Annotated in this window: 19 protein-coding genes; 14 read left to right on the forward strand and 5 right to left on the reverse strand. The window is 69.5% G+C overall.

The window, feature by feature from the left end; translation table 11 throughout:
* Window positions 1–2 precede the first annotated feature (2 nt).
* Window positions 3–1,112, reverse strand: coding sequence for a YihY/virulence factor BrkB family protein (locus Y710_RS06545; protein WP_062366838.1), 1,110 nt, complete (start codon window positions 1,110–1,112; stop codon window positions 3–5).
* A 188-nt stretch (window positions 1,113–1,300) separates the two neighbouring features.
* Between Y710_RS06545 and Y710_RS06550 the strand changes: the two genes are divergently transcribed.
* Window positions 1,301–3,049 (forward strand): DEAD/DEAH box helicase, encoded by a 1,749-nt coding sequence (locus Y710_RS06550; protein ID WP_006896305.1) that lies wholly within the window; start codon window positions 1,301–1,303, stop codon window positions 3,047–3,049.
* A 50-nt stretch (window positions 3,050–3,099) separates the two neighbouring features.
* On the opposite strand, the gene Y710_RS06555 is transcribed toward Y710_RS06550, so the two are convergent.
* Window positions 3,100–3,285: a DUF7455 domain-containing protein gene (locus tag Y710_RS06555; RefSeq protein WP_045538182.1), complete on the reverse strand. Its 186-nt coding sequence runs from the start codon at window positions 3,283–3,285 to the stop codon at window positions 3,100–3,102.
* 124 nt (window positions 3,286–3,409) lie between these two features.
* Window positions 3,410–4,033 (reverse strand): TetR/AcrR family transcriptional regulator, encoded by a 624-nt coding sequence (locus Y710_RS06560; protein WP_045538181.1) that lies wholly within the window; start codon window positions 4,031–4,033, stop codon window positions 3,410–3,412.
* 164 nt (window positions 4,034–4,197) lie between these two features.
* On the opposite strand from Y710_RS06560, the gene Y710_RS06565 reads away from it, so the two are divergent.
* The 13 genes from Y710_RS06565 to Y710_RS06625 all read left to right on the forward strand — a co-directional run bounded on the left by Y710_RS06565 (window position 4,198) and on the right by Y710_RS06625 (window position 19,767).
* Window positions 4,198–4,965, forward strand: a complete 768-nt coding sequence (locus Y710_RS06565) for an SDR family oxidoreductase (RefSeq protein WP_062366844.1) — start codon at window positions 4,198–4,200, stop codon at window positions 4,963–4,965.
* A complete protein-coding gene (locus tag Y710_RS06570) occupies window positions 4,965–5,795 on the forward strand; it encodes an SDR family NAD(P)-dependent oxidoreductase (protein ID WP_045538180.1) in 831 nt (276 codons plus the stop codon). Before Y710_RS06565 ends, Y710_RS06570 begins: the two co-directional genes overlap by 1 nt.
* A complete protein-coding gene (locus tag Y710_RS06575) occupies window positions 5,792–6,868 on the forward strand; it encodes an NADPH:quinone oxidoreductase family protein (protein WP_045538179.1) in 1,077 nt (358 codons plus the stop codon). Before Y710_RS06570 ends, Y710_RS06575 begins: the two co-directional genes overlap by 4 nt.
* A complete protein-coding gene (gene fabG / locus Y710_RS06580) occupies window positions 6,865–7,620 on the forward strand; it encodes a 3-oxoacyl-ACP reductase FabG (RefSeq protein ID WP_006896312.1) in 756 nt (251 codons plus the stop codon). Before Y710_RS06575 ends, fabG begins: the two co-directional genes overlap by 4 nt.
* Window positions 7,621–7,622: 2 nt before the next feature.
* Window positions 7,623–8,075 carry a MaoC family dehydratase gene (locus tag Y710_RS06585; RefSeq protein WP_062366846.1) on the forward strand — a complete coding sequence of 151 codons (453 nt, stop codon included), beginning with the start codon at window positions 7,623–7,625 and terminating at the stop codon, window positions 8,073–8,075.
* The gene (locus Y710_RS06590; protein ID WP_062366848.1) at window positions 8,075–9,100 is read left to right on the forward strand and encodes a phosphotransferase family protein; all 1,026 of its coding nucleotides are present in this window, start codon (window positions 8,075–8,077) and stop codon (window positions 9,098–9,100) included. The genes Y710_RS06585 and Y710_RS06590 overlap by 1 nt, the downstream gene beginning before the upstream one ends.
* 1 nt (window position 9,101) lies before the next feature.
* Window positions 9,102–10,322, forward strand: coding sequence for an acyl-CoA dehydrogenase family protein (locus Y710_RS06595; protein ID WP_062366850.1), 1,221 nt, complete (start codon window positions 9,102–9,104; stop codon window positions 10,320–10,322).
* Complete coding sequence (locus Y710_RS06600) at window positions 10,322–11,512, forward strand: acyl-CoA dehydrogenase family protein (protein ID WP_062366852.1); 1,191 nt, start codon at window positions 10,322–10,324, stop codon at window positions 11,510–11,512. Before Y710_RS06595 ends, Y710_RS06600 begins: the two co-directional genes overlap by 1 nt.
* Entirely contained in the window at window positions 11,491–12,606 is a 1,116-nt protein-coding gene (locus tag Y710_RS06605) for an acyl-CoA dehydrogenase family protein (protein WP_231650147.1), read from the forward strand. Before Y710_RS06600 ends, Y710_RS06605 begins: the two co-directional genes overlap by 22 nt.
* Before the next feature lie 186 nt (window positions 12,607–12,792).
* Window positions 12,793–14,178: an MFS transporter gene (locus Y710_RS06610; RefSeq protein ID WP_006896318.1), complete on the forward strand. Its 1,386-nt coding sequence runs from the start codon at window positions 12,793–12,795 to the stop codon at window positions 14,176–14,178.
* A gap of 51 nt (window positions 14,179–14,229) precedes the next feature.
* Entirely contained in the window at window positions 14,230–14,859 is a 630-nt protein-coding gene (locus Y710_RS06615) for a TetR/AcrR family transcriptional regulator (RefSeq protein ID WP_101841579.1), read from the forward strand.
* 31 nt (window positions 14,860–14,890) lie between these two features.
* A complete protein-coding gene (locus Y710_RS06620; RefSeq protein ID WP_197462916.1) occupies window positions 14,891–16,618 on the forward strand; it encodes an AMP-binding protein in 1,728 nt (575 codons plus the stop codon).
* A complete protein-coding gene (locus Y710_RS06625) occupies window positions 16,615–19,767 on the forward strand; it encodes a carboxyl transferase domain-containing protein (RefSeq protein ID WP_062366854.1) in 3,153 nt (1,050 codons plus the stop codon). Before Y710_RS06620 ends, Y710_RS06625 begins: the two co-directional genes overlap by 4 nt.
* Window positions 19,768–19,864: 97 nt before the next feature.
* Here the strand turns inward: Y710_RS06625 and Y710_RS06630 are convergent, their stop codons facing one another.
* Window positions 19,865–21,262, reverse strand: coding sequence for an RNA polymerase sigma factor (locus Y710_RS06630; RefSeq protein WP_062366856.1), 1,398 nt, complete (start codon window positions 21,260–21,262; stop codon window positions 19,865–19,867).
* 179 nt (window positions 21,263–21,441) lie between these two features.
* Window positions 21,442–22,248 (reverse strand): polyphosphate--glucose phosphotransferase, encoded by an 807-nt coding sequence (gene ppgK, locus Y710_RS06635; RefSeq protein ID WP_006896324.1) that lies wholly within the window; start codon window positions 22,246–22,248, stop codon window positions 21,442–21,444.
* Window positions 22,249–22,285 lie beyond the last annotated feature (37 nt).

The raw sequence follows: 22,285 nt of genomic DNA on the forward strand, positions 1-22,285 counted from the left end.
TCTCAGCGGGCGGTCGGGGCGGGTCCGTCGGGATCGTCCCCGTCCCGGCCGTCGTCCCTGCCCCGGCCGTCGCCCGACGCGCGGCCGTTCAGTGCGCGATTGCGCAGTGTGTCGGTCAGTTCGGTGGTCTGGCTGGTGACCCAGCTGCGCACCACCCCGCCGCCGCGCGGCGCCGGCCACAGTTCCTCGATCGAGGCGTTCAACTCGGCTCCTACGACGATCGCGAAGCCGAGGAAGAAGGTGAACAGGAGGAACGCGATCGGCGTCGCGAGGGCGCCGTAGGTGTAGCCGGCGCGGGTGAGCGCGGTCAGGTAGAAGCGCAGGACGTACGTCGCGACCCAGAAGAAGACACCCGCGAACAGGGCGCCCGGCAGCAGCCGGTGCCAGGGCGCCGGATGCGGCAGCGCGAACCGGTACAGCGTCACCAGCGCGCCGATCAACAGCACCCCCACGAACGGGAAGTAGCCCCAGTCGACCAGATCGGAGATCGCCGGATCCCACGCGTCGGGCAGGATCTGGTGCAGATACGTCGGCCCCAGTGCCACCAGCGGCAGCACCAGGACGCCGGAGACCAGGAAGACCATGTAGATGAGCAGCGCGAAGATGCGCTGCCACACCGGGTGGCGGATCTCGTGCTGTCCGTGTGCGTGCACGATCGAGGAGACGAAGCACGACATCGCCGACGATCCCGCCCACAGAGACATCACGAAGCTCACCGACATGATCGCCACTCGGCCCCGCCCGAGGACGTTCTCGACGGTCGGAGCGATGAGGTCGTCGACCACGTTCGGTGTGAAGGCGTGTTCGGAGAACGAGATGATGCGCTCCGTGATGATCTGCACGGTGTCGGGGCCGAACCAGTCGGCGATGTATCCGAGGCTGCCCAGTACGCCGAGCAACAGCGGGGGGAGCGACAGAGCCTGCCAGAACGCCGCCTGCGCGGCCCAGCCGATGATCGAGTCGTCCCAGGACTTGACCGTCGTCCGCCACGCCAGACGAGGGATTCCACGTATCACTTCGGGCAGGCTCGCCCGGCTCTGCCGGTCGTCCTGACTCGCGTTCTCCTCGCCGTCGGTGGGCGCGTGGTGCTCGGTGTCGATGCCTACCAGCATGGCGGATGGGCGCCACGCCCGGAACGAGCGCCCCGCCGGCGGGCGTGGCGCGCAGGCGTGCGGCGGCGACCGCGAGGATGTCCGGCGGCCGGGATAGACTCGTGGAGGTTTTCTCGCGAGGAGGGTGCAGGAGCAGGGTGACCAGCACGGAGACAGAAGTCGGGTCCGGGACGACAATCGGTGACGGGGTGGACGAGGTCGACGGTGAGACTGCTCGGCGCGTGGGATCGGGCGCGCCGCTGCGCGCCTGGCAGCGGCGGGCGCTGACGAAATACCTGACCAGACGGCCGAAGGACTTCCTCGCCGTCGCGACGCCGGGTGCCGGAAAGACGACCTTCGGGCTGCGCGTGGCCTCGGAACTGCTGGCCGACCGGACCGTGGAACGGATCACCGTCGTCGCGCCGACCGAGCATCTCAAGCACCAGTGGGCACAGTCGGCCGCGCGCGTCGGCATCGCGCTGGACTCGAACTTCTCCAACTCGACGGGGTCGACCAGCTCGGACTTCGACGGTGTGGTCCTGACGTACGCACAGGTGGCGGCGCACCCGTCCCGCCACCGCGTCCGCACCGAGCAGTACCGGACGCTGGTGATTCTCGACGAGATCCACCACGGCGGCGACGCGAAATCGTGGGGCGACGGGATCCGGGAGGCGTTCAGCGATGCGGAACGGCGGCTGTCGCTGACCGGAACACCCTTCCGCTCGGACGATTCCCCGATCCCGTTCGTGACCTACGAACCGGAGCCGGGCGGTGGGCAGCGCTCGAAGGCCGATCACTCCTACGGCTACGCCGACGCCCTGCGCGACGGCGTGGTCCGGCCAGTGGTCTTCCTCGCATACTCCGGTCAGGCGAGCTGGCGGACCAGCGCGGGTGAGGAGTTCACCGCCCGGCTCGGTGAGCCGCTCTCGGCCGAGCAGACCTCGCGCGCCTGGCGCACCGCGCTCGACCCCCACGGCGACTGGATCCCCGCGGTCCTCTCGGCAGCCCACCGTCGGCTGATGAAGCTGCGGGACTCGGGTGTGCCGGACGCGGGCGGACTGGTGATCGCGACCGACCAGCAGACCGCGCGCGACTACGCCGAGCTCCTGCTGTCGATGACCGGCAAGAAGCCCGCGCTGATCCTGTCCGACGATCCGAAGTCGTCCTCCCGGATCGCCGAGTTCTCGGCGAGTCAGGACGAGTGGATGGTCGCGGTGCGCATGGTGTCCGAAGGCGTCGACGTGCCGCGGCTGGCGGTCGGGGTGTACGCGACCAATGCGTCGACTCCGCTGTACTTCGCGCAGGCGATCGGCCGATTCGTGCGGTCGCGGCGCCCGGGGGAGACGGCGAGCGTCTTCCTGCCCTCCGTGCCGGTGCTGCTCGACCTGGCGAGCAAGCTCGAGGCGCAGCGCGATCACGTGCTGGGCAAGCCGCATCGTGAGTCGGACGGACTCGAGGACGGGCTCCTGGCTCAGGCCAACAAGCGCGAGGACGAGCCGGGCGAGGACGAGAAGACCTTCGAATCGCTGCACGCCGACGCCGAACTGGATCAGGTGATCTACGACGGTTCCTCGTTCGGCACCACGACACTCGTCGGTTCCGACGAGGAGTCGGACTATCTGGGACTTCCCGGACTGCTGGACGCCGACCAGGTGCGAACGCTGCTGCAGCAGCGGCAGGCCGACCAGGTGACACGACGGTCGGCCGCGGCCAAGGCGCGTCCCGCCGACGACGCTCAGGCGCAGGCCGCTCCGAACGCCGCTGAACGGCAGACGGGGGAGAACCTGCACGCCCTGCGCAAGGAGTTGAACACCCTCGTCGCGCTCCATCACCACCGGACGGGCAAGCCGCACGGCCAGGTCCACAACGAGCTGCGCACTCGCCTGGGCGGTCCGCCGACGGCGATGGCGACCGCCGAACAGTTGCGCGAAAGGATCAAAGCCCTGCGAACCTGGTAGGTTCGCAGGGCTTCGAGCCTGGAGTCAGCCGGCCGTGACCGGCGCGGCGGTCAGTCGACCACCGCCCCGATCTCGACGAGGCGGGCCTCGTGATCGTTGTAGTGGTGGAGGCAGAAGAGCAGCTCTCCACCGGTCGGCAGGGTGGCGCGCACCTTGGCAGCGGCGCTGCAGCGATCGCAGCGGTCTGCGGCAGTCAGCGGCGTCCTCGCGGGTGCGGTCGTGGCGATGTCGCTCATGTCGTCCTCCGTCCCATAGCCGGCGAACCGCGAATCGGTTCGTCGTCCTTCACTCTGTCAGACGATTACCGGCCCCTGAATGTTCCCGGTTGGCCTCGGTGTGTCGCAAATCAATTCATTCGGACTACGGATCGGGCCGATCGGCGCGCACCGGAGCGGCGCCGACCACGCGGAGGGCGATGCCCGCGTAGAAGTCGCCGAGCCGGCTCGGGTCGAGCGGGCCGGACTCGGAGTACCAGCGAGCGATGTCGATCCCCATCGACAGGAGCGAGTTCGTGGTCGTGTGGGGATCGTCGACGTCGAACGCGCCCGAGGCGATCCCGGCGTCGACGATCGCCCGCACGCGCCGAGTGATGTCGCGGCGGAGTTCGACGATCTCGCGGCGGTGTTCGGGAGTCAGACTCGTGAGTTCGTAGTTCACTATCCGTGCGCTGGTGTGTCCCCTCGCGTGCCACTCGGCGAATGCGCGTATCACCGAGGCGAGCCGCTCTGCCGGGTCCGCACCGGGGTCGTCGGCCTGCTCGACGGTCGCGAGGGTGGCCTGGTGGCCGGTGTGCGAGAGCTCGAAGAGCAAGTCTTCCTTGCTGCGGTAGTGGACGTACACCGCCGCCGGACTCATGCCGGCGGCCGACGCGATGTCGCGCGTCGTGGTGCCGTGGAAGCCGCGTTCGGCGAAGGCCTCCAATGCGGCGTCGAGCAGACGCCGCCGGGTGAGCTCGGATCGGGACGGAATGCTCTCGTCGTTCACGCTCGCCTCCTGTGTGCCGGGTCGCTGCCGCACGGTCTCGGATATGAGCCGGGCCGCATCCGGCGAGACCGGTTGACGGATGTCTCACCGTGGTGCAAGGTGGATCGTAACAGCTAAGCAAGCGCTTAGTCAGAGTTCACCGCAGTTCATGACAAGGAGACTCCGTGGCACAGATCGATCCTCAGCGCTTCAAGGGCCAGACGGCCATCGTGACGGGCGCCAGCCGCGGCATCGGGTTCGCGATCGCCGAGCGGCTGATCGCCGAAGGCGCCAAGGTCACGATCACCGCTCGCAAGAAGGAGGCCCTCGACGACGCCGCCGAACGGCTCGGCGGTGCGGACGTGGCACTCGCGGTACCCGGTCGCGGCGACGACCCCGACCATCAGGCCGATGCGGTGGCGAAGACCGTCGAGCGCTTCGGCAGTGCGGATCTGCTCGTCAACAACACCGGTATCAACCCGGTCTACGGACCGCTGATGGACATCGATCCCGAGGCCGCACGCAAGATCATGGACGTCAACGTCATCTCGGCGCTGCGCTGGGCGCAGGCGGTCAACCGGGCCTGGCAGGGCGAGCACGGCGGTGCGATCGTCAACGTCGCCTCCATCGCGGGTCTGCGCCCCGCACCGGGCATCGCCTTCTACGGGGTGTCGAAGGCCGCGGTCATCCATCTCACCGAAGAGCTCGCGTGGGAGCTCGGACCGAACATCAGGGTCAACGCGGTGGCTCCGGCGGTGGTGAAGACGCGGTTCGCCACCGCCCTCTACGAGGGTCGCGAGGAGCAGGTCGCCTCGGCGTACCCGCTCAAGCGATTGGGGGAGCCGGACGACATCGGTTCGGTGGTGGCCTTCCTGCTGTCGGCCGACGCGGGCTGGATGACCGGACAGACGCTCGTCGTGGACGGCGGCGTGCTCCTCGGCGGCGGCGCCTGATGAGCGGCGCGGACCCGGCGGCCTTCGATCCGGCCGGTAAGACGGTCGTCGTCACCGGAGCGGGCAACGGCATCGGCGCCGGGCTCGCCGTCGCAATGGGTGCGCGGGGCGCTCGGGTGGTGGTGGCCGATCTCGATGCGCAGGGCGCCGAACGCACGGTGGCGTCGATCGCGGGCGCGGGCGGAACCGCGGTGGCCGCACCGGGCGACGCCGCGTCGCAGGACGGCGTGGACGCCCTGATCGCGACGGCCCGCGAAGCCTACGGTCCGATCGACGCGTGGTTCGCCAACGCGGGAGTCGACCGAGGGCGCGGGCTCGAGGCCGACGACGCCGACTGGGAGCTCTCGTGGAATGTCAACGTGCTCGCGCACGTGCACGCGGCGCGCCGGCTCGTCCCGGAGTGGATCGAGCGCGGCGGCGGACGGTTCGTCGTCACCGCTTCGGCGGCCGGGCTGCTGACCATGCTCGGCGCTCCCGCGTATTCGGTGACCAAACACGGCGCCGTCGCCTTCGCCGAATGGCTGTCGGCGACCTATCGGCATCGAGGCGTCGTGGTGCAGGCGATCTGTCCGCAGGGCGTGCGCACCCGGATGCTCGATCAGTCCGGGCCCCTCGAAGAACTGCTCAGCCATGACGTCGCACTCTCCGTGGACGACGTGGCGGCGGCGGTCGAGGCGGCCCTCGACGGCGACGACTTCCTGATCCTGCCGCACCCCGAGGTGTCCGGCTACTACCGGGCGAGGGCCGGCGACACCGACCGCTGGCTCGCGGGCATGAACAAACTGCAGCGCAGGCTCGACTCGGCCCGGTCCGAGGGAGAGCCGCGATGAAGGCGTGGCGGGTGCAACGGCTCGGCGAGCCCTCTGAGGTGCTGCACCTCGCCGACGTCGACCTCCCGGAGCCGGGACCTGGGCAGCTGGTGGTGCGGGTGCTCGCCTCCGCGGCGAACTTCCCGGACGTCCTCATGTGCCGCGGGCTCTATCAGGTGCGGCCGGAACTGCCGTTCACCCCGGGAGTGGAACTGTGCGGCGAGGTGACCGCGCTCGGTGAGGGCGTCGCCGGGCTGTCGGTCGGCGACCGGGTGCTCGGCGGCGCGGTGCTGCCGTACGGCGGTTTCGGCGAGTACGCGGTGATGGCCGCCGCCGAGACCTTCCCGGCGCCGGAGTCCCTGGACGATGCGCAGGCCTCGTCGCTGTTCATCGGGTACCAGACCGGCTGGTTCGGACTGCACCGTCGAGCCCGGCTCCAACCGGGGGAGACCCTGCTGGTGCACGCCGCGGCCGGCGGGGTCGGCAGTGCCGCGATTCAACTGGGCAAGGCCGCCGGCGCGAAGGTGATCGGCGTGGTCGGCGGATCGGCCAAGGCCGGGGTCGCTCGCGAGCTCGGCGCCGATGTCGTGGTGGACCGGCACGCGGAAGACTTCGTCGAGGTCGTCAAGTCCGAAACCGGCGGTCGCGGCGCCGACGTGATCTACGATCCCGTCGGCGGCGACACCTACCTGCGGTCCACCAAGTGCATCGCATTCGAGGGGCGGATCCTGGTGATCGGCTTCGCCGGCGGCACCATCACCGAGACGGCGCTGAACCACGCGCTCATCAAGAACTACTCGGTGGTCGGTCTGCACTGGGGTCTGTACAACAGGTACGCGCCCGACCTCGTCCGCGAATGCCACGCCGAGCTCACCGCGCTCGCCGACTCCGGAGCCATCGCGCCCCTCGTCAGTGAGCGGCTGCCACTGGAGGAAATCCCCGACGGCCTGCAACGGCTCGCCGACGGCAATACCGTCGGACGCGTGGCGTATCAGGCCACGCCGAGCGGACTCACCGGCCGCTCCGCCCGATCCCGCACACCCGAATCCCGCACATCCGAATCAAGTACGTCCTCGAAGGAGAGAACTCTATGACCACCCAGCGCATTGCGATCGTGACCGGCGCCGCTCGAGGCATCGGTGCCCAGGTGGCGCGCCGTCTGGCCGACGACGGTCACGCCGTGGCCGTTTTCGATCTCGACGAAGCGGCCTGCCAGAGCGTCGCCGACGAGATCACCGCCGCCGGCGGCAGAGCGATCGGTGTGGGCGTCGACGTCTCGGACGAAGTCAAGGTGGAGGCCGGCGTCAGCCGGGTCGCGGCCGAACTCGGGCCGCCGACGATCCTGGTCAACAATGCGGGCATCATCCGCGACAACCTGCTGTTCAAGATGAGCGTCTCCGACTGGGACTCGGTGATGGCGGTGCACCTGCGCGGTGCCTTCCTGATGTCGCGCGAGGTGCAGCAGTACCAGACCAAGGAGGGCTGGGGGCGCATCGTGAACCTGTCGAGCACCTCGGCGCTCGGCAACCGCGGCCAGGCCAACTACTCGGCGGCCAAGGCGGGGATGCAGGGCTTCACCAAGACCCTGGCGCTGGAGCTGGGCCGCTTCGGCGTCACCGCCAACGCGATCGCTCCGGGATTCATCGCGACCGATATGACCGCAGCGACCGCCGAGCGCATCGGCGTCTCCTTCGACGACTTCAAGACCGCCGCGGCCAAGGAGATCCCGGTCCAGCGCGTGGGCGAGCCCGCCGACATCGCGCACACCGTGAGCTTCTTCGCGAGCGAAGGCGCCGGCTTCGTCTCCGGTCAGGTCATCTACGTCGCCGGCGGACCGAAGGCCTGACGATGATCGAGATCAACAGTGCCGAAGACCTCGTCGCCGCCGTCGGAACGCATCTGGGCTACTCCGACTGGTACGAGGTGACTCAGGAGAAGGTGAACCTGTTCGCCGACGCCACCGGTGACCACCAGTGGATCCACGTCGACCAGGAGAGGGCCGCGAAGGGACCCTTCGGCACCACCATCGCACACGGCTATCTGACCCTGTCGTTGATTCCGGTGCTGCGCCAGAGCGCCTGGCGTGCGGTCGGAACCACGATGGGCGTCAACTACGGCACCGACAAGGTGCGGTTCCCCGCGCCCGTCCCGGTCGGATCGAAGGTACGGGCCGGCTTCGAACTCGTCGAGGTGAAGGCGAGTTCGGCCGGTCAGCAGGTGGTCGAGAAGGTCACCATCGAGATCGACGGCGGCGAGAAGCCGGTGTGCATCGCCGAGACCGTCTCGGTGCTGGTGTTCTGATGGCGGCCACCGGTTCACGCGAATTGCCCGGTCTCGATCTGGCCCGGCTGACTCCGTGGTTCATCGAGAACGTCGGCCCGATCGACGGCGCGCTCGACGCGGAGCTGATCGCCGGCGGCAAGTCGAACCTCACCTACCGCCTCACGGACGGAGACAACCGCTGGATACTGCGCCGCCCGCCCGTCGGCAAGCTGCTGGCGACGGCGCACGACATGGGACGCGAGTATACGATGATGTCGGCGCTGGCGCCGACGGAGGTGCCCGTGCCGCGGATGTACGCGATCTGCGACGACACCGACCTGCTCGGCGCGCGGTTCTATGTCATGGAGGCCGTCGACGGGACTCCTTACCGTAAGGCCGCCGAACTGGCCGAGCTGGGCAGCAGCCGCACCCGTGCGATCTCCGAGCGGCTCGTCGACACGCTGGCCGCTCTGCACCGCGTGGATCCGGCCGAGGTGGGACTGGGCGACTTCGGCCGTCCCGAAGGGTTTCTGGCCCGGCAGGTCGCGCGGTGGCGCAAACAGTTCGACGCCGCGCACACCCGCGACCTCCCGGACATGCAGCGACTGCACGGGCTGCTGGCCGAGCGGGTACCCGCCGACGCCGCCCCGGGCATCGTCCACGGCGACTACCGCCTCGACAACGTGCTCGTCGACGACGCCGATCAGGCCCGGGCGGTGCTCGACTGGGAACTGTCGACGATCGGGGACTCGCTCACCGATCTGGCGCTGATGTGCGTCTACCACCGTCTCGGTGCTGCGGGCGGCGGCGTCACCGACGTCTCGCTGGCGCCCGGCTTCCTCACCGAGGACGAGGTCCTCGCGCGCTATTCCGCCGAGTCCGGCCGTGACCTCTCGGACTTCGGGTTCTACCTCGCGTTCGGCTGCTTCAAGCTGGCCGGGATCGTCGAGGGCATTCACTACCGCTACGTCAACGGTCAGACGGTCGGCGAAGGATTCGCCGACGCCGGACAGGCCGTGGGTCCGCTGCTGAACGCGGGCCTGGACGCTCTGAAGGAGAGCTGAGATGGATTTCGAGTTCGACGCGAAGACCGAGGAACTGCGGGAGAACCTCCTGGAGTTCATGGATCAGTTCGTGTACCCGGCCGAGCCGGTGTTCGCCGAGCAGCTGGCCGCGCTCGAGGACCCGTGGGATTGGGACGGCGTGCCGGTCCTCGCCGAGCTGCGGGCCGAGGCCCGCAGGCGCGGACTGTGGAATCTGTTCCTGCCGGGCGAACACGGGGCGGGACTGACCAATCTGCAGTACGCGCCGCTGGCGGAGATCACCGGCCGCAGCCCCGGGCTGGCGCCCGCCGCACTCAACTGTGCCGCGCCCGACACCGGCAACATGGAGGTCCTGGCCCAGTACGCGAACGCCGAGCAGCAGCGCAAATGGCTGACCCCGCTGCTCAACGGCGAGATCCGCTCGGCGTTCGCGATGACCGAGCCGGATGTCGCCAGCTCGGACGCGACCAACATCGAACTGTCGATCGTCCGCGACGGTGACGAGTACGTCATCAACGGGCGCAAATGGTGGATCACCGGTGCCATGAGCCCCAACGCGAAGATCTTCATCGTGATGGGGAAGACCGATCCGTCCGCGGAGCGGCACGCGCAGCAGTCGATGATCCTCGTCGAGCGCGACACCCCGGGCTTCGAGGTGGTGCGCGGGATGCACGTGCTCGGCTACGACGACCACGATCACGGCGGCCACGCCGAACTGCGGTTCACCGACGTGCGCGTCCCGGCGGCGAACCTGATCGGGGCGGAGGGCGACGGATTCGCCATCGCTCAGGGCCGGCTCGGACCGGGCCGCATCCACCACTGCATGCGGTCGATCGGCATGGCCGAGCGTGCGCTGGAGATGATGTGCCGGCGAGCCGCGAGCCGCGTCGCCTTCGGCAAACCGCTCGCCGAACAAGGTGTGATCCGCAACTGGATCGCCGAATCGCGGGTCAAGATCGAGCAGTTGCGGCTGTTGGTCCTGAAGACCGCGTGGCTGATGGACACCGTCGGCAACCGCGGCGCCCACACCGAGATCCAGGCCATCAAGATCGCCACCCCGTCGACGGTCGAGTGGATCCTGGACAAGGCGATTCAGACGCACGGCGCCGGCGGACTCTCCCAGGACTTCCCGCTCGCCAACTACATCGCGGGCATCCGGACGCTGCGGTTCGCCGACGGGCCGGACGAGGTGCACAAGAATTCCCTCGCGCGCGCCGAACTCCGCAGGCAAGAGACTCGCTGATGACGGAGGCGACCGCGGCGGCCGATCTCGCGCGGACGGTGGCGGACTTCCTGGCCGCACACGATCCCGCGACCACCGATTCGCTGGAGTTCCTCCGAGCCCGGTACGACGCGGGTCTGGCCTGGGTGGCGTACCCGGTGGGCCGCGGCGGACTGGGGCTGTCGCGGTCGCTGCAGCCCGAGGTGGACCGACTCTTCGCGGAGGCCGGCGCACCCGGAAACCGGAGCGAGGTCAACGGCATCGGCCTGGGCATGGCCGCGCCGACGATCCTGCGCTACGGCACACCCGAGCAGCTCGACCGCTACCTGCGCCCGCTCTGGACCGGCGAGGAGGTGTGGTGCCAGCTGTTCAGCGAACCCGGGGCCGGCTCCGACCTGGCGGCCGTGGCCACCCGAGCCGTCCGCGACGGCGACGAGTGGGTGGTGAACGGGCAGAAGGTGTGGACCTCGGGCGCGCACAACGCCCGAATGGCGATCCTCGTCGCCCGCACCGACGGCGATGTGCCCAAGCACCGCGGACTGACGTACTTCCTGTGCGATATGACCGACCCCGGCGTCGACGTCCGGCCGCTGCGCCAGATCACCGGCGAGGCGGAGTTCAACGAGGTCTTCCTCACCGACGTGCGCATCCCGGACAGCCAGCGGCTGGGGGAGATCGGTCAGGGCTGGGAAGTCGCCAATGCGACCCTGAACAACGAACGGGTGGCGATCGGGGGCCGGGCCGCCCGGCGTGAGGACGGGATGATCGGCGTGGTCGCGCGGACCTGGCGCGACCGCCCCGACCTGCGTACCCCGGAACTGCACGGCGAACTGCTGAAGCTCTGGGTCGATTCCGAGGTGGCTCGTCTCACCGGCGTCCGGCTCGGCCAGAAGCTCGCCTCCGGGCAGCCCGGTCCGGAGGGAGCGGCGATGAAACTCTCGTTCGCACGCATCAACCAGGAACTGTCCGGGCTGGAACTGGAGATCCTCGGCGCCGAGGGACTGCGCTACTCGGATTGGACGATGGTCCGGCCGCAGCGCGTCGACTTCTTCGGCCGCGACGCGGGCTACCGGTATCTGCGAGCCAAGGGCAACTCGATCGAGGGCGGGACATCGGAGATCCTGCGCAACATCGTGGCCGAACGCATCCTCGGACTGCCGCCCGAACACCGAGTCGACAAGGACATTCCATGGAAGGACGTGCCGAGATGAGCGTCGCGGCGGACTACGTGCCGCACCTGGTGCCCGACGAGGCGGAGGAGGATCTGCGGGCCGCCGTGCGCGATCTGCTGTCCCGGCGAGTGAGCACGGACGCCCTCATCGCCGCCTACGACGGCGCCGCGCCGCCCGACCTCTGGCGGGAGATGGCCGGACTGGGGCTCGCGGGCCTGTTGATCGGTGAGCAGCACGGCGGTGCCGGAGCCACGCCGGCGGTGGCGGCGGTGGTCCTCGAGGAACTCGGTGCGATATCGGCGCACACCCCGATGCTCACCAGCGCCGTGATCGCGACCACCGTGCTCGAGGAGGCGGGCGACACCGAACTGCTCCCGGGGCTGGCCGACGGATCCGTCGTCGCCGCGCTCGCCGTCCCGTTCTCCGCCGATCCGTATTCGGTCATCGCGACGGTGGCGGCGGCCGACGCGCGCCTGTCCGGGCGGGTGCAGAGCGTGGCCGGCGCCGAGGACGCCCATGTCTTCCTGGTTCCCGGTTCGGACGGCGCCCTGTATGCGGTGCCGTCGGAGTCGGTCGTAGTCACGCCGGTCACGTCGCTCGACATGACCCGACCGGTCAGCGACCTCGAGTTCGACGGGGCCGAGGGGAGGCGTGTGTCGGACGACGGCGCGGCGGCGATCCGCTCCGGTCTCGCGATGGGCGCGGCCCTGCTGGCGTCCGAACAAGCGGGCATCGCGCGGTGGTGTGTCACCGAAACCGTGGCTTACCTGCGGCAGCGACGCCAGTTCGGGCGCGTCGTCGGTGGCTTCCAGGCGATCAAGCACCGGCTGGCGGACCTGTACGCGGACACCGAACAGGCCTCGGCGGCGGCGCGCGCGGCTGCGGTCGTCTCGACCGATCTCGGAGTGGACTCTGACGAGTCGGCGCTGACGACGGCGGTCGCGGCGGCCTACTGCGGCGACCACGCCGTCCGGGCCGCCGAGGAAGCCGTCCAGTTGCACGGCGGCATCGGAATGACCTGGGAGCATCCCGCGCACCTCTACCTCAAGCGGGCGAAGGCCGATCAGATCGCTCTCGGTACTCCCGGACGGCATCGGGCGGCGCTGGCGATCCTCGCCGATCTGCCCGCCTGACCTCGGCGAACCGGAGGCGACGAGACGCGCCGTCGGCGGACGTGACCACGTCCGCCGACGGCGCGTTTTAGCTGTGCACGACGGTCGTCTCCTCGGACGCTCCCGCTGGGCCTTCAGTCATTGACGTTGACGTCAATGTAAAGCATGATGAGTGTCACGCATCACACTTCGAGACCGAGGAGGGTCATGAGAAATCCAACTGGTGCGGTGGCAGCGCAGGGGACCGAGGAACTGTCCGCGCACCGCAAACTGCTGGCCGCCGGTCTGTTCGGAAGCTCCATCGAGTGGTACGACTTCTTCGTCTACGGCACCGCAGCGGCGCTCGTCTTTCCGAAGATCTTCTTCCCGGACGCCTCGGCGCTGGTCGGCACCCTGCTCGCGTTCAGCACCTTCGCGGTCGGATTCATCGCCCGCCCGCTGGGCGGCATCCTCGCCGGCCACTTCGGCGACAGGATCGGCCGCAAGCCGATGGTCCTGGCCTGCCTGATCTCGATGGGACTGGCGACCTTCCTGATCGGATGCCTGCCGTCGGCGGCCGCGATCGGCTCGGCCGCGCCGATCCTCCTCGTGACCCTGCGATTCATCCAGGGGCTCGCGTGCGGCGGCCAGTGGGGCGGCATCGTCCTGCTGCTCACCGAATCGGCAGGCCCCAAGCGCCGCGGATTCGCCGGGACGTTCGGTCAGATGGGAGTGCCGCTGGGTCTGGTGATGGGCAACCTGGCGATGATCATCGTCAACGCCTCGACGTCGGATGCGGCCTTCCTGAGCTGGGGCTGGCGGATCCCGTTCTGGGCCAGTGCCGCCCTCATCCCGCTGGTGCTGTACATCCACTTCAAGGTCGAGGACTCACCGGAGTTCCGTCGACTGCAGGAGACCGCCGCGGCCAGGCGTGATACCGAGCAGATCGCCCAGGCGCCACTGTCGGAGGCCATCCGCTTCCACTGGCGCAAGATCCTGCTCGGCGCGGGTCTGCTGGCCGCGACCAACTCGGCCTTCTATGTGGCGATCGCCGGATTCCTGGCCTACGGCACCAAGTCCGCGGCGGACAACGGCCTCGGCATGGACCGGACCACCGTCCTCGCCGCCATCATGGTGGTCTCCGTCCTGATGCCCGTGGTGATCGCGTGGGCGGGTAAGGCGTCCGATTCGATCGGCCGCCGACCGTTGATCCTGCTCGGCGGCGGCGTGCTGCTCCTGTGGGCGTTCCCGTTCTTCTGGCTCGCGAACTCCGCATCGGGCGTTCTCCTCTTCTTCGCGATGATGATCAGCAGCATCGGGCAGGCGTTGACGTACGGACCGCTCGCCGCCTTCATGGCCGAACTGTTCGAGCCCCGGCTGCGCTACTCCGGCGCCTCACTCGGCTACCAGATCGCCGCCGTCGCCGTCTCCGGCGTCGCCCCGCTCGTCATGACCTGGATCATCGCCGAGACGGCGTCGACCACCGGAGTGTCGATCTATCTGGCGGCGATGGCACTGGTCACCGTGGTCTGCGCCTGGCGGCTGCCGGAGACCAACGGTGCGGCCGTCCGCACCGATCCGGAGGCGGTGCCGGGCGTGCCGGCCGCCGCTTGACGGCGCTCCGGCGTCCTTGAAAGGCCGACCGTGTCACAGCAGACTGTCACAGTGAGCACCACTCAAGAGCGTGCCCGTGCCAGCCGCAAGGACGCCGGAGCAGCCCGCCGCAACCAACTCCTCGCCGCCGCCGCCGAGTGCTTCGACGAGTTCGGCTACTCCGCGGTCACCGTCGAGATGATCGCGAACCGCGCGCACACCTCGCGCCCCACGTTCTACGCCTACTTCCGATCGAAGGACGAGGTCTTCCTGGCCCTGGTGGAGAAGCTGGCAGACGAGCTGAACGTGACGCAGAGCCTCACCGGGCTGGAGGACGCCGGTGCACGCGAGATCCTCGCCGCGACTACTCGCGCGTACCTGGACGCCATCTTCTCGATGGGCGGCATCGTCGGGCTGATCGACGTCACCGCGTCGGTGCGGCCGGAGGTCGCCGAGATCTGGACCTCGGGAGCCGACCGCCGGATCCGCGGTTACGCGCGATTCCTCCGGAACCTTCCCGGCGGAACCCTCGATCCGGCGATCGAGCCGGAACGACTGGTGCAGATCATCGGCGACGCCATCCACCACGGCGCCAAGCGGCTCGCCGGGGCGGATGAGGAGGCCAAGGAGCGGTTCGTCCTCGACATCATCGCGGTCACCGAGCGTCTGCTCGGACTGACCGACGACCACCCGGCCCCGTAGCGGGCCACCCCGAACAGGAGCAGTTCCACCCATGTCCCCACAGAGCACGCCGGCTGACGTCCGGGCCACCGACAGCACACAGACGCCACCGGCAGCGGTTCTCGAGGCGGCGGCCGCGGAGCTCGCGGCCCGGCAGCTGGCGAATTGGCCTGCCGCTGTGCCCCGAGAATTCGAGTACCCGGCCGGACGTCCGACGATGGTCGACCACCTGCGGCATTGGGCCGCACTCCGTCCCGACGCGCCGGCGATCACCTTCTACGACCGCGACGTCTCCTATGCGGAGTACGACGAGTTCTCGGACCGGTTCGCGGGTTGGCTCGAGTCGGTGGGCGTTCGGGCGGGGGACCGGGTCGGAATCCACCTCGCCAACTGCCCGCAGTTCCACATCGCGATGCTCGGCGTGCTCAAGCTCGGCGCTGTCCATGTTCCGGTGAACCCGCTGTTCAAAGGCTTCGAACTCGAGCACGAGCTCACGGATGCGAACGTGACGGTGCTGCTCACCTCACCCGAGCAGCGCGACCTCGTCGAGTCGGTGCGTGCCCGCACCCCGGTGCGACTGGTCGCGACGACGGCACTGGACGACATGCGCGCACATCCGTCGTCGACCGCGTCGGACTGGGCCGAGATCATGCGCGCCCCGCGCGCGCAGGTGCGCCCGGCCGATCCGGACGTGCTCGCGGCGTTGAACTACACGGGCGGCACCACCGGTATGCCGAAGGGGTGCGAACACACGCAGCGGCACATGGCGTACACGGCCGCCACGGCCACCCTCGCCGGCGGAACCGGCCTGGGCGATGCGGACGCGGTCTCGATGAACTTCCTGCCCGTCTTCTGGATCGCCGGCGAGGACTTCGGCATCATCAAGCCGCTGATCAACGGCCAAAGGGTGGTGCTGCTGACCCGGTGGGACGCCGCAACGGTCGTCGACCAGGTGGCCGCCTACGGTGTCACCGACCTCGTGGCCACCGTCGACAGTTACCTGGAGATCCTCGACCTGCCCGGCCTGGACCCGGCTGCGCTGCGCTCATTGAGGTCCACTCTCGCCGTGTCGTTCGTGACCCGGCTCGATCCGCCGATCCGGGCCCGATGGCGGGCCGCGGTCGGATCGGTCCTGCGCGAGGCCTCTTACGGCATGACCGAGACGCACACCGCCGACACGTTCACCCTCGGCTTCCAGGACGGCGACCGCGATCTGCTCGCCGATCCGGTGTTCTGCGGTCTGCCGGTTCCCGGAACCGACATCCTGGTCGTCGACGACGACGGCCGTCCGCTGCCGGTCGGCGAGGTCGGCCAGATCATCGTCCGGAGTCCGTCGATCCTGAGCGGTTACCTCGACAATCCCCGGGCCACCGCCGACGCGCTCCGCGACGGGTGGCTGTACACGGGCGACCTCGGCCGCTTCGACGAGTGGGGTGCGCTGCATTACCTGGCGCGGACCAAGGAGATGATCAAGATCAACGGCATGAGTGTGTTCCCGTCGGAGGTCGAGGCACTGATGCGCCGCCACGAGGGGATCGAGGCGATCTCGGTGGTTCCTCGGCCGGACCCCGACAGGGGGCAGGTCCCGGTCGCCTTCGTCGTGGTCACCGAGAAAGGCCCGGACGAGCGGTCGTTGGTGGCCTGGGCGAGGGAGAACCTCGCGACCTACAAGGTGCCGGAGGTGATCGTCGTCGACGCGCTGCCGATGACGGCCACCGGCAAGGTCCGCAAGGGCGAACTCCTCGAGCGCGCCGCGGCGACGACCGGGGGCGCGGCATGAAGCTGCTGATCGCCAATCGGGGCGAGATCGCCCTGCGCATCATCCGCACCGCCCGCGAGATGGGCGTGTACACCGTCGCGGTGTACGCACCGGACGACGCCGCCACACCGCACGTCGCCGCCGCCGACGAGGCCGTCGGACTGCCCGGTGAGGGCCCGGCCGCGTATCTCGACATCGACGCGGTGTGCAGCGCCGCGATCCGGACGGGTGCCGACACCGTGCATCCGGGTTACGGCTTCCTGTCGGAGAACGCCGACTTCGCGCAGGCGTGCGCGGACGCGGGCATCACGTTCGCGGGCCCCGCACCCGAGGTACTGCGGCGTTTCGGCGACAAGCAGGCCGCGCGCGCGGCCGCCGTCGAATGCGGGCTCGATGTGCTCGCCGCGACCGACGGCGCCGCCGATCTCGCGCGGATCAGGGAGTTCGCGGGACGATGCCCCGGCGGTGTGATGCTCAAGGCGCTCGCCGGCGGCGGAGGGCGCGGGATGCGTCCCGTTACCGGCGACGCCGATCTGGACGCCGCGTTCCGGTCCGCGGTCGCCGAGGCCGAACTCGGATTCGGCGACGGGCGGGTGTTCGCCGAGGAACTCCTCACCGGCGGTCGGCACATCGAGGTGCAGGTGGTCGGCGACGGCGCTGAGGCGGTGGCGGTCGGCGACCGCGACTGCAGCGTCCAGCGCCGTCGACAGAAACTCATCGAGGTGGCGCCCGCACCGGGACTGGGCGACGGCTTGCGCACTCGGTTGCACGACGACGCCGCGCGACTGGTCGCGGCGGCCGGGTACCGCGGGCTCGCGACGGTCGAGTTCCTGGTGCAGGGGTCGCGCGCGGTGTTCCTCGAAGTGAATCCCCGCATCCAGGTGGAACACACGGTCACCGAGGAGGTCACCGGTCTGGATCTGGTGGCGATCGGACTGACCCTGGCCGGCGGGGGCCGGCTCGCCGATTGCGGTCTGGCCACGATCCCGCCCACGACTGCCTGCGCGGTGCAGACGCGCGTCAACCTCGAGACGATGAGCGCCGACGGTTCGGCGATGCCGACAGCGGGCAGGCTCGACGCCTTCACGCCGCCGACCGGACCCGGCGTCCGCGTCGACACCTTCGGCGCGCCCGGACTGGAGACCTCGTTGCGGTACGACTCCCTGCTCGCCAAGGTCGTCGTCCGCGCGCCGACTCTCTCGTCGGCCTACGCGAAAGCCGACCGCGCGCTGTCGGAGTTCGTCATCGACGGGCCGCAGACCAACATCGGGCTGCTGCGGGCGATCCTCGCGGACGCCGAGTTCGCTCAGGGGCCGGTCGACACCGGCTTCCTCGACCGCAGGCTCGCCGACCTGCTGCCCGCGTGCGACGACGACGGCGCGCGGCAGACCGTCGACGCCGACCTCGACGAGGACGAACAGGCGGTGGCCGCGCCGCTGACCGCCACCGTCATCCACGTCGCGGAACCGGGCCGCGTGGTCGCCGCCGGCGAGCCCCTCGCGGTACTCGAAGCGATGAAGATGCAGCACGAGGTGATCGCCGAGACCTCGGTGCGGGTGATGCGGGTGCTCGCGGCCGAAGGCGCGACGGTGCTCGCGGGCACCCCTCTGGTGGTCTACCGCCCGGACGCTGCGGCGAGCGGCGCAGCCGACACCGCGGCCGACGACCTCGACCGGAACCGCGCCGACCTCGACGAGGTGAACGCACGGCATCGTCTCACCCGGGACGAGGCCCGCCCCGATGCGATCGCCCGTCGCCATCGGATCGGCAGGCGCTCCGCACGGGAGAACATCGCCGACCTGGTCGATCCCGGCAGCTTCGTCGAGTACGGCGGGCTCGTCATCGCCGCGCAGAAGGCGCGGCGGTCGGAGGACGATCTGATCGCCAACACCCCGGCCGACGGGTTGGTGGGCGGAATCGCGACCATCGCCGCCGACGCCTTCGGTGCCGACCGTGCCGCCGCGGTGGTCATGTCCTACGACTACACCGTCCTCGCGGGCACCCAGGGTTGGCGCAACCACGCCAAGACCGATCGCATGCTCGACATCGCGCTCAAGCGGGAGATCCCCGTCGTCTTCTTCACCGAGGGCGGCGGCGGCCGTCCGGGCGACACCGACCTCGACATCGTCGCGGGCCTGGATGTGTCGACCTTCCGGTCGATGGCCCGCGTGCGCGATCGCGCACCGTCGATCGCCGTGGTGTCCGGCCGGTGTTTCGCGGGCAACGCGGCTCTGGCGGGCGCCTGCGACATCCTCATCGCCACCCCCGACGCGAACATCGGCATGGGCGGTCCGGCGATGATCTCCGGCGGCGGGCTCGGCGAGTACCCGCCCGAGGCGATCGGCCCGATCGACGTGCAGCGCCGCAACGGCGTGGTCGACCTCGTCGCCGACGACGAGGCGCACGCCGTCCGGCTCGCTCGGCAGGTGCTGGGGTACTTCCGGGGCGCGGTGGACGAGTGGACCGCCCCCGACGGGCGTCGGGCGCGCCACGCGGTACCGGAGAACCGGCTGCGGGCATACGACGTGCACGCCGCGGTGAGGGCGGTCGCGGACGTCGATTCGGTTCTGGAACTGCGCCCGGATCACGCACCCGGAATCGTCACCGGTTTCCTGCGCGTGGAGGGCCGGCCGTTCGGATTCGTCGCCAACAGCAGCCTTCATCTCGGCGGCGCGATCGACGCCGCCGGAGCCGACAAACTCGCCGAGTTCCTGGAACTGTGTCAGCTGCGCGGACTCCCCGTGGTCTCGTTCTGCGACACCCCGGGTTTCATGGTCGGGCCGGAATCGGAGGAGCAGGCCACCGTGCGCCGCTTCTCCCGCCTCTTCTCGGTCGGCGCCCGACTGACCGTGCCGTTCGGTGCGGTGATCCTGCGCAAGGGCTACGGACTCGGCGCGATGGCGATGGTGGGCGGGAGCTTCCGGGCGCCGCAGTTCACAGTGGCCTGGCCGACCGGTGAGATCGGCGGCATGGGTCTGGAGGGCGCCGTGCGGCTCGGCTTCTCGAAGGAACTCGCCGCGGCCCCGGACGACGGGGCGCGGACCGAACTGTACGACCGACTGGTCGCGACGATGTACGCGCGCGGACGCGCCCTGAGCGCGGCGGCGACCTTCGAACTCGACGACGTGATCGACCCGGCCGACACCAGATCGTGGATCCGCACGCTGTAGGGGAGCCCGACGCAGAACGCCGGCGAGTCGACGCCGCCCGGGACGGGTGGGGGTCGACTCGCCGGCGTTCGTCGATCTGCCGGGCGGGGCCTGCTGCTCAGTCCAGGTAGTCGCGGAGCACCTGGGAGCGGCTCGGATGCCGGAGCTTGCTCATCGTCTTCGACTCGATCTGGCGGATGCGCTCGCGGGTGACTCCGTACACCTGGCCGATCTCGTCGAGGGTGCGGGGCTGACCGTCGGTGAGACCGAAGCGCAGCCGGACGACGCCCGCTTCACGCTCGGACAAGGTGTCGAGCACGTCCTGCAACTGGTCCTGCAGAAGGGTGAAGCTGACCGCGTCGACCGCGACCACCGCTTCGGAGTCCTCGATGAAGTCACCGAGTTGGCTGTCGCCCTCGTCGCCGATGGTCTGGTCCAGCGAGATCGGTTCACGCGCGTACTGCTGGATCTCCAGCACCTTCTCCGGCGTGATGTCCATTTCCTTGGCGAGTTCCTCCGGCGTCGGCTCACGGCCGAGATCCTGAAGGAGTTCGCGCTGGATGCGGCCCAGCTTGTTGATGACCTCGACCATGTGCACCGGGATGCGGATGGTGCGGGCCTGGTCGGCCATGGCGCGGGTGATGGCCTGCCGGATCCACCAGGTGGCGTACGTGGAGAACTTGTAGCCCTTGGTGTAGTCGAACTTCTCGACGGCGCGGATCAGGCCGAGGTTGCCCTCCTGGATCAGATCGAGGAAGGCCATCCCGCGACCGGTGTACCGCTTGGCGAGGGAGACCACGAGCCGCAGGTTGGCCTCGAGGAGGTGGTTCTTGGCACGGTTTCCGTCACGCGAGATCCACGACAGGTCGCGCCGCTGCGCCACCGACAGCTTCTCGCCCGACTCCATCACCCGGCGCAGCCGCTCGGTGGCGAACAGTCCCGCCTCGATGCGCTTGGCGAGCTCGACCTCTTCCTCCGCGTTCAGCAGGGCGACTTTGCCGATCTGCTTGAGGTAGGCGCGAACCGAGTCGGCCGAGGCGGTGAGTTCGGCGTCCTTGCGAGCCTGCCGCAGCGCCTCGGACTCGTCCTCGTCCCAGACGAAGTCCGGCTTGGGCTCGTCGTCCTTCTTCGCGCGGCCGCGGCCCTTCGCGGCCTTGGCCGGCTTCGCGTCGTCGGCCTCGTCGTCATCGTCGACGATCAGTTCGGCGTCGGCGAGATCGATCTGCGAGTCGTCGACGTCGTCGAGGCCCTCGCCGCCGTCGAGTTCGGTCTCGTCCACCTCGACGGTGGGATCGGCGGCCTTGCTGCCCGCGGTCTTCTTCGTCGTCTTCTTGGCGGCGGTCTTCTTCGCAGTCTTCTTGGCTGCAGTCTTCTTCGCGGCGGCCTTCTTGGCGGGCGCCTTCTTCGCGGCGGCCTTCTTGGCCGGTGCCTTCTTGGCGGGCGCCTTCTTGGCTACCGGGGCGTCTTCTGCTCCGGTGGCTTCGGCTGCTGCGTCGGTGGACTTGGTGGTTGCCACGTACAACCTTTCGACATAACTCACGGGCGGCACGGCTGCGCGCGTCCCGAACAGGACGTGACGCCGTGGGCGAAGGGGCTTGAGGGCTCGGTGCGAGACCGACGTGTTCCATTGTAACGACATCGCCGTGACGAGCACATGCGCATGCCGGTCTCACGCCCCCGACGAGCGGCCGACGATCAGAACGAAAGACCCTCGTCGACGGCGATCGCAGCGCCGACGATTCCCGCGGTGTTGCGCAGCTCAGCAGCGACGACGGGGGTCTGGTTGGTCAGCAGCGGAATCCACTGATCGGCTTTGCGGCTGATCCCGCCGCCCGCGATGAACAGGGTGGGGGAGAAGATCGCCTCGTAGTGCCGCAGCACTTTGGAGACCTTCTTGCTCCACTTCTCCAGCGACCACCCGTGGTCCTCGCGCACCTTCGCCGACGCGCGGTGCTCGGCCTCCTTGCCGTCGATCTCAAGATGGCCGAGCTCGGTGTTCGGTACGAGCGTTCCGTTGTACAGGAGCGCCGAACCGATGCCGGTGCCGAAGGTCAGGAGGATCACCGTGCCCTCGGCGTCGCCGACACCGCTGCCGAACCGGTACTCGGCGATTCCGGCGGCGTCGGCGTCGTTGAGCACCGTGACGCGGCGCCCGCCCAACCGGTCGCTGAACAAGGCATACAGGTCGGTGCCCTTCCACGACTCGTCGATGTTGGCGGCGCTGCGCATGATCTGCTGCCGGACCACGCCGGGGACGGTCAGCCCGACCGGGCCGGTCCAGCCGAAGTGCTCGACGATCTCGGCGACCGTGTCGGCGACCGCGGCCGGGGTGGCGGGCTGCGGGGTGGCGATGCGGTGGCGTTCTCCCACGAACTGTCCGGTTCGCAGGTCGACGATCGCCCCCTTGACTCCCGAGCCGCCGATGTCGATGCCGAAGCCGAGGTCGGATGACGGACTCGGCGAACGGTCGGAGGCAAGCACGGTGAATCGCGCGTCGGTCATCGGTACGGTCCGCCCTTCTTGGCAGGTCGAGGCTCGA

It is taken from the genome of Gordonia sp. QH-12 (genome assembly GCF_001578675.1).
Classification (GTDB): Bacteria; Actinomycetota; Actinomycetes; order Mycobacteriales; family Mycobacteriaceae; genus Gordonia; species Gordonia sihwensis.